The 5,302-nt window shown below is 67.6% G+C and carries 4 protein-coding genes; 2 read left to right on the top strand and 2 right to left on the bottom strand.

What is annotated here, in order from left to right; all coding sequences use genetic code 11:
- Window positions 1-230 precede the first annotated feature (230 nt).
- Window positions 231-491, bottom strand: a complete 261-nt coding sequence (locus tag ACIQFZ_RS43060; protein WP_402693961.1) for a hypothetical protein — start codon at window positions 489-491, stop codon at window positions 231-233.
- A 152-nt stretch (window positions 492-643) separates the two neighbouring features.
- Between ACIQFZ_RS43060 and ACIQFZ_RS43055 the strand changes: the two genes are divergently transcribed.
- Both ACIQFZ_RS43055 and ACIQFZ_RS43050 read left to right on the top strand, forming a co-directional pair.
- Window positions 644-1,219 carry a hypothetical protein gene (locus tag ACIQFZ_RS43055; RefSeq protein ID WP_402693960.1) on the top strand — a complete coding sequence of 192 codons (576 nt, stop codon included), beginning with the start codon at window positions 644-646 and terminating at the stop codon, window positions 1,217-1,219.
- A gap of 43 nt (window positions 1,220-1,262) precedes the next feature.
- On the top strand, window positions 1,263-3,926 hold the full coding sequence (locus tag ACIQFZ_RS43050) for a Helicase associated domain protein (RefSeq protein ID WP_402693959.1): 2,664 nt from the start codon (window positions 1,263-1,265) through the stop codon (window positions 3,924-3,926).
- Between the two features lie 573 nt (window positions 3,927-4,499).
- Here ACIQFZ_RS43050 and ACIQFZ_RS43045 read toward each other — a convergent pair.
- The gene (locus tag ACIQFZ_RS43045) at window positions 4,500-4,889 is read right to left on the bottom strand and encodes a RidA family protein (protein ID WP_384380727.1); all 390 of its coding nucleotides are present in this window, start codon (window positions 4,887-4,889) and stop codon (window positions 4,500-4,502) included.
- Between the last annotated feature and the right edge of the window lie 413 nt (window positions 4,890-5,302).

Raw genomic sequence — 5,302 nt, 5'->3', positions numbered from 1 at the left:
CCCGCTCCGCGGGAGCGCTGGCGGGTGGCTGCGCCACCCGCGCAACCCCGATGCTGCGCATCGGGGTTGACGCTCCGTCCGCTGCGCTCCCGGAGCGGCGGGACTTCGTCCCGCTACCGGGCTTCCGCTTCGCTGCAGCCCGGGCCGGCGGGTCCGCTGCGCTCCCCCGCCTGACGGTCCTTCGGCTGCGCCTTCGGAACCGTTGGGCCCGCTGGCGCGGGCCTGGCTGGTTACGGGGCGGTGGGGTCGGGGTTCTCTCCGCGTTCGAATGCCTCTAGGTGGTCCAGGGCCGTCTTGGTCGGGCCCTGACTGCGGATCAGCTTCCATGTCTCAATCCCGCAGCCCACTACTGCTCCGATGCCGGCGAGGAGGAGCAGTAGACGCAGAGGCGGCCACCAGTGCTCACGCGTGAGTGCCTGCCCGGTCATGATCGCCCCCACCAGTAGGGGCCCTCCGGCCTTGCGTAGCCACAGTTCGATCCCGTCCCACATCGCCCCACCTCTTATTCAGGTCGCCGTCGATACGGTGCCGGGACGTCAGCATACGAGGCTCTTGTTCGCTCACGCGGATTCATCTTGTTGCCTGCATCAGGTGATGCAGCATGTACTGTTGGCGGAAACACGGGACACCCTCCAACCACCTGATGCGGGCCCAGCTGTCCGCGCTTCCGGAAAAGGGAAAACGTATGTGGAGTGCTCAGGACGTGGCGCGGGATCGGGTCCGGCGTCAGGCGAGTGGCCTGGATGTCGCCGGCGTTGCGGAAAAGGTCGCGGAGGCCGCTGTCCGTGAGCGGGATACCGCGGAGCAGTTGAGGGGGAACGGTTCCTTCTACGAGTTCGAGATGGACCGGGAGCGGTTGGCTGCCATCTGGCTGGCCAAACACGCTGAGTGGCGGCGCGTCAGGGACTTGATGACTGCGGTCGGTTGGAGTGTCTACGAGCCGGAACGGGACGCTCAGGGCTCGGTGTGGGCTCGCGAGCGTGAGGAACGGTTTGCTGGTGCTCTTGCGGCACCGGCCGCCTTCAGGGAACGGCAGGGGGAGGAAGCCGATGAACTGCGGGCGGAGGTCCCGCTGTCCGCCGCGTCCAGTCGGCTGATCCAGGTGGTGGCCGACCGGGCGGGGCTGCGCCCCTCTCAGGTCCTGGCCCAGCTTGCCGAGCAGATCGTCGTGGCCGAGGACGGCACAGTGTCCGTCCCGCCCTTCACCCCGTCCCTGTGATTTCCGAAGCGAGTGGAAAAGAAGGCAGAGGAGGGGCGTGGGAATGCTGGGTATTCAGCTTCGGGAACACCAGGTAGCCCAGAAAACCAGTTTCCGTAAGTGGGTGGGATTCCCTGCAAGATCATCCGTACCGTCGGAGGGTGCGCGGGGCACGATCGTGTCCGCGACCGGATCGGGCAAGACGATCACCACCGCCGCGTGCGCGCTGGAGTGCTTCCCGGGCGGACGGGTCCTGGTGACCGTGCCGACCCTGGACCTGCTCGCGCAGACCGCCCAGGCGTGGCGCTTGGTGGGCCACCGGACCCCGATGGTCGCCGTGTGCTCGCTGGAGAACGACCCGGTGCTGAACGAGCTCGGGGTGCGCACCACCACCAACCCCATCCAGCTCGCCCTGTGGGCCGGGCACGGACCGATCGTCGTGTTCGCCACGTACGCCTCTCTGGTGGACCGCGAGGACATCGACGCACCCGAGGGCCAACGGAAGGTTCGCGGGCCACTGGAGGCCGCTCTGGCGGGCGGGGAGCGCCTGTACGGGCAGCGCATGGACGGCTTCGACCTCGCCATCGTGGACGAAGCCCACGGAACCGCCGGTGATCTCGGACGGCCCTGGGCGGCGATCCACGACAACACCCGCATCCCCGCCGACTTCCGGCTATACCTCACCGCGACCCCGCGCATCCTCGCCGCACCCCGGCCACAGAAGGGCACGGGCGGCCAGGAGCTGGAGATCGCGACCATGGCCGACGGCCCGGACGGGACATACGGTCCGTGGCTGGCCGAGCTCGGGCTGAGCGAGGCGATCGAACGGGGCATCCTCGCCGGATTCGAGATCGACGTACTGGAAATCCACGACCCCTCCCCCACCCTGGGAGAGTCGGAGGAGGCGCAGCGAGGCCGGCGCCTCGCGCTCCTGCAGACCGCACTTTTGGAGCACGCCGCGGCGTACAACCTCCGTACGGTCATGACATTCCACCAGAAGGTCGAAGAGGCCGCCGCATTCGCCGAGAAACTGCCGGAGACCGCCGCAGAGCTGTACATGAACGACGCCTCCGACGACGATCTGGCGAAGGGTGAGGCCCTGCCGAAGTCGTCGATCGACGCGGAGTTCTACGAGCTGGAGGCCGGACGTCACGTCCCGCCGGACCGGGTGTGGTCAGCGTGGCTGTGCGGCGACCATTTGGTGTCCGAGCGGCGTGAGGTGCTGCGCCAGTTCGCGAACGGCATCGATGCCGCGGGCCGGCGCGTCCACCGCGCGTTCCTGGCAAGTTGTCGCGTGCTCGGGGAAGGCGTCGACATCACCGGCGAGCGGGGCGTAGAAGCCGTCTGCTTCGCCGACACCCGCGGCTCCCAAGTCGAGATCGTGCAGAACATCGGCCGCGCGCTGCGGCTCAACCGGGACGGCACCACCAAGGTCGCACGCATCATCGTGCCCGTCTTCCTGGAACCCGGCGAGGACCCCACCGACATGGTCGCCTCCTCCTCGTATGCCGGGTTGGTCGCTGTGCTCCAAGGCCTCCGCTCCCACGATGAACGACTCGTGGAACAACTCGCCTCCCGCGCCCTCACCAGCGGACGACGCACAGTCCACATCCGGCGTGACGAGGACGGGCGGATCATCGGGACCAGCGGCGAAGGCGACAGCGAGGACCAGGAGCAGGACGACACGCAGGCCGGCGCCGAAGCGGCCCTGCTGCACTTCTCCAGCCCGCGCGACGCCGCAACGATCGCGGCCTTCCTCCGTACGCGGGTGTACCGACCCGAATCCCTGGTCTGGCTCGAGGGCTACCAAGCCCTGCTGCGCTGGCGGAAGGAGAACGGCATCACCGGCCTCTACGCCATCCCGTATGACATCGAGGTCGAAGTCGGGGCGACCAAGGCGTTTCCGCTCGGACGATGGATCCACCAGCAACGAAAGGCGCTGAGGGCCGGGGAGTTGGAGGAACGGCGCAGGCTGCTGCTGGACGCGCCGGAGGCCGGGATGGTCTGGGAGCCGGGCGAGGAAGCCTGGGAGACGAAGCTCGCCGCGCTCCGGTCCTACCGGCGCGCCACCGGACACCTCGCACCCCGACAAGACGCCCTCTGGGGCGAGAGCGAGGCCGAGGGCCTGGTGCCCATCGGACAGCACATCGCCAACCTCCGCCGCAAAGGCCAGAAAAGCGGCCTCGGCAAGGACCCAGAGCGCGCGGCACAGCGTGCGCAGCAGCTGGCCGCCATCGACCCGGACTGGAACTGCCCCTGGCCACTCGACTGGCAACGCCACTATCGCGTCCTCGCAGACCTGGTCGATGCCGACGGTGTGCTGCCCGACATCGCACCCGGCGTACTCATGGACGGCGACGACATCGGACGATGGCTCGCACGGCAACGCGAGGCGAGCACCTGGGCGCAGCTCTCCTCCGAACAGCAGGAACGACTGACCCGGCTGGGCGTACAGCCCACTGAGCAGCCCGCCCCAGCCCCGGCCAATGCCGGCGGAAAGGCGTCAGCGGCCTTCCAGCGGGGTGTTCAGGCCCTCACCCAGTACATCGCCCGTGAAGGCCACCACCGCGTCCCAAGGGCCCACTCAGAAGAGATCGCAGTGGAAGGAGAGGCCGTCAAAGTGTCTGTAAAGCTGGGTGTGTGGGTCTCGAACAACAAATCGAGGCGAGACAAGCTCACCCTCGACCAGCGCAACGCACTTCGGGAACTGGGCGTCAACTGGGCGTGACCGTCTGCGGGCCGGTGATGCACGGCCGAGCCCTCACAGGTGCAGACGCCACGGACACTCAGCCTTGCCGTATCGCTGCGAGTCACTGCTCGGGGCGGTCCCGTGCAACGTGCGACCGGCACGGGACCGCCAAGCCCTGCCCTCCTGTCCGAGCCGGGCACTGAAAACCGTACAAAAACACACCGCCAAGCGCACCCCCAACAACACGCAGGAGCGGCCTTCGATACCGCGTATACACGGCGAAGACCTGGAGAGGCGGCTGGTCAGCCGAGGGTAGGGGCTTCCTTCACTCCCGGGGCGAAAAGACCGTTCGGTTCCCGCCTTCGCCTGGCTACGGGAGCAGACTGTCCGCCGTTCGGCGGTCTTTGAGGCGCACCGGGCGTACTGCCATATCGCCTGGCGGGCCGCCAGCCTGTTGCACGGTCCCGCTAAACGACCCCACCTTCTACCTGAGGTTCATCGCGTGATGTCGCTCGCCCCAATCCCTGAGCTGCGGCGATGCCCGAGCAACAGGCGACCTCCCTCGAAGATCACTGACAACCCGTCCAACCGCCCGGTCAGAGGCTTGCCGAGTCACCAGGGGATAACGGCGAGGGCTTCCACCTCCAGCATGAGCTCCGGCCGGTACAGAGCGGCCACCTGTACTGCGGTACTGGCCGGCGGACGCACGGTGTCGATGTGCGCGTCGCGCACGGCCCGTACCTCCGGCAGTATGGCGACGTCGGTGACGTAGAAGGTGAACTTGGCAACCTCGGCGAACGTCGCGCCGCCTGCCGCCAGGCAGCGCCGCAGGTTCTCGAAGACCTGACGGGCCTGGGCGGCGGCGTCGCCCTCCCCGACCACACGTCCCTGTTCGTCCAGTGCGACCTGCCCGGATATGACGACCAGTCGACCTTCACCCACCACCACGTGGCTGTAGCCGTTCCCTGGGGCGACCCCGTCGGGCGGAATGTGAGTGAGCATGGTCTCTTCAGACTCATCTGACACAGGTGTCCTCCTCGAACGGCAGTTGATCAGGCAACGGTATATGCCAGCAACTCCTTTTAATCCGCTGCATGTTGAGTCGTAGGCACTGTGTGCGCCGCGTCTCGGCTACCCGCATCGGCGAAAGGTCCAGTGAGAGGTGATCTTCGAGGGAGGTCGCCTGTTACTCGGACATCGCCGCAGCTCAGGGATTGGGGCGAGCGACATCATGCGACGAATCTCAGTAACCCCCACGCTCCCTCGAACGCACCCTCTACGCCCCCGGCCGCCACCCCCAGCGCCGGCCCAGATGGCTTTAGAGGGCTTCTCGAAACCGAGTGTGGGGCTGGGGATTCCGTACGGGTGTGCTGTTCAGGTGATTGTGGCCGCGCGGGGGCATGAAGGCAGGGCCT

Origin of the sequence: Streptomyces sp. NPDC093064 (assembly GCF_044754605.1) — a bacterium.
Lineage (GTDB): Bacteria > Actinomycetota > Actinomycetes > Streptomycetales > Streptomycetaceae > Streptomyces.
The sequence above is the reverse complement of the archived record's forward strand: the minus strand, read 5'-3'. Positions and strand labels throughout refer to the sequence as shown.

Bases quoted from the DNA above. Each gene is read 5' to 3' on its own strand.
- ACIQFZ_RS43060 (WP_402693961.1), bottom strand. From the start codon at position 491: ATGTGGGACGGGATCGAACTGTGGCTACGCAAGGCCGGAGGGCCCCTA.
- ACIQFZ_RS43055 (WP_402693960.1), top strand. From the start codon at position 644: ATGCGGGCCCAGCTGTCCGCGCTTCCGGAAAAGGGAAAACGTATGTGG.
- ACIQFZ_RS43050 (WP_402693959.1), top strand. From the start codon at position 1,263: ATGCTGGGTATTCAGCTTCGGGAACACCAGGTAGCCCAGAAAACCAGT.
- ACIQFZ_RS43045 (WP_384380727.1), bottom strand. From the start codon at position 4,889: ATGCTCACTCACATTCCGCCCGACGGGGTCGCCCCAGGGAACGGCTAC.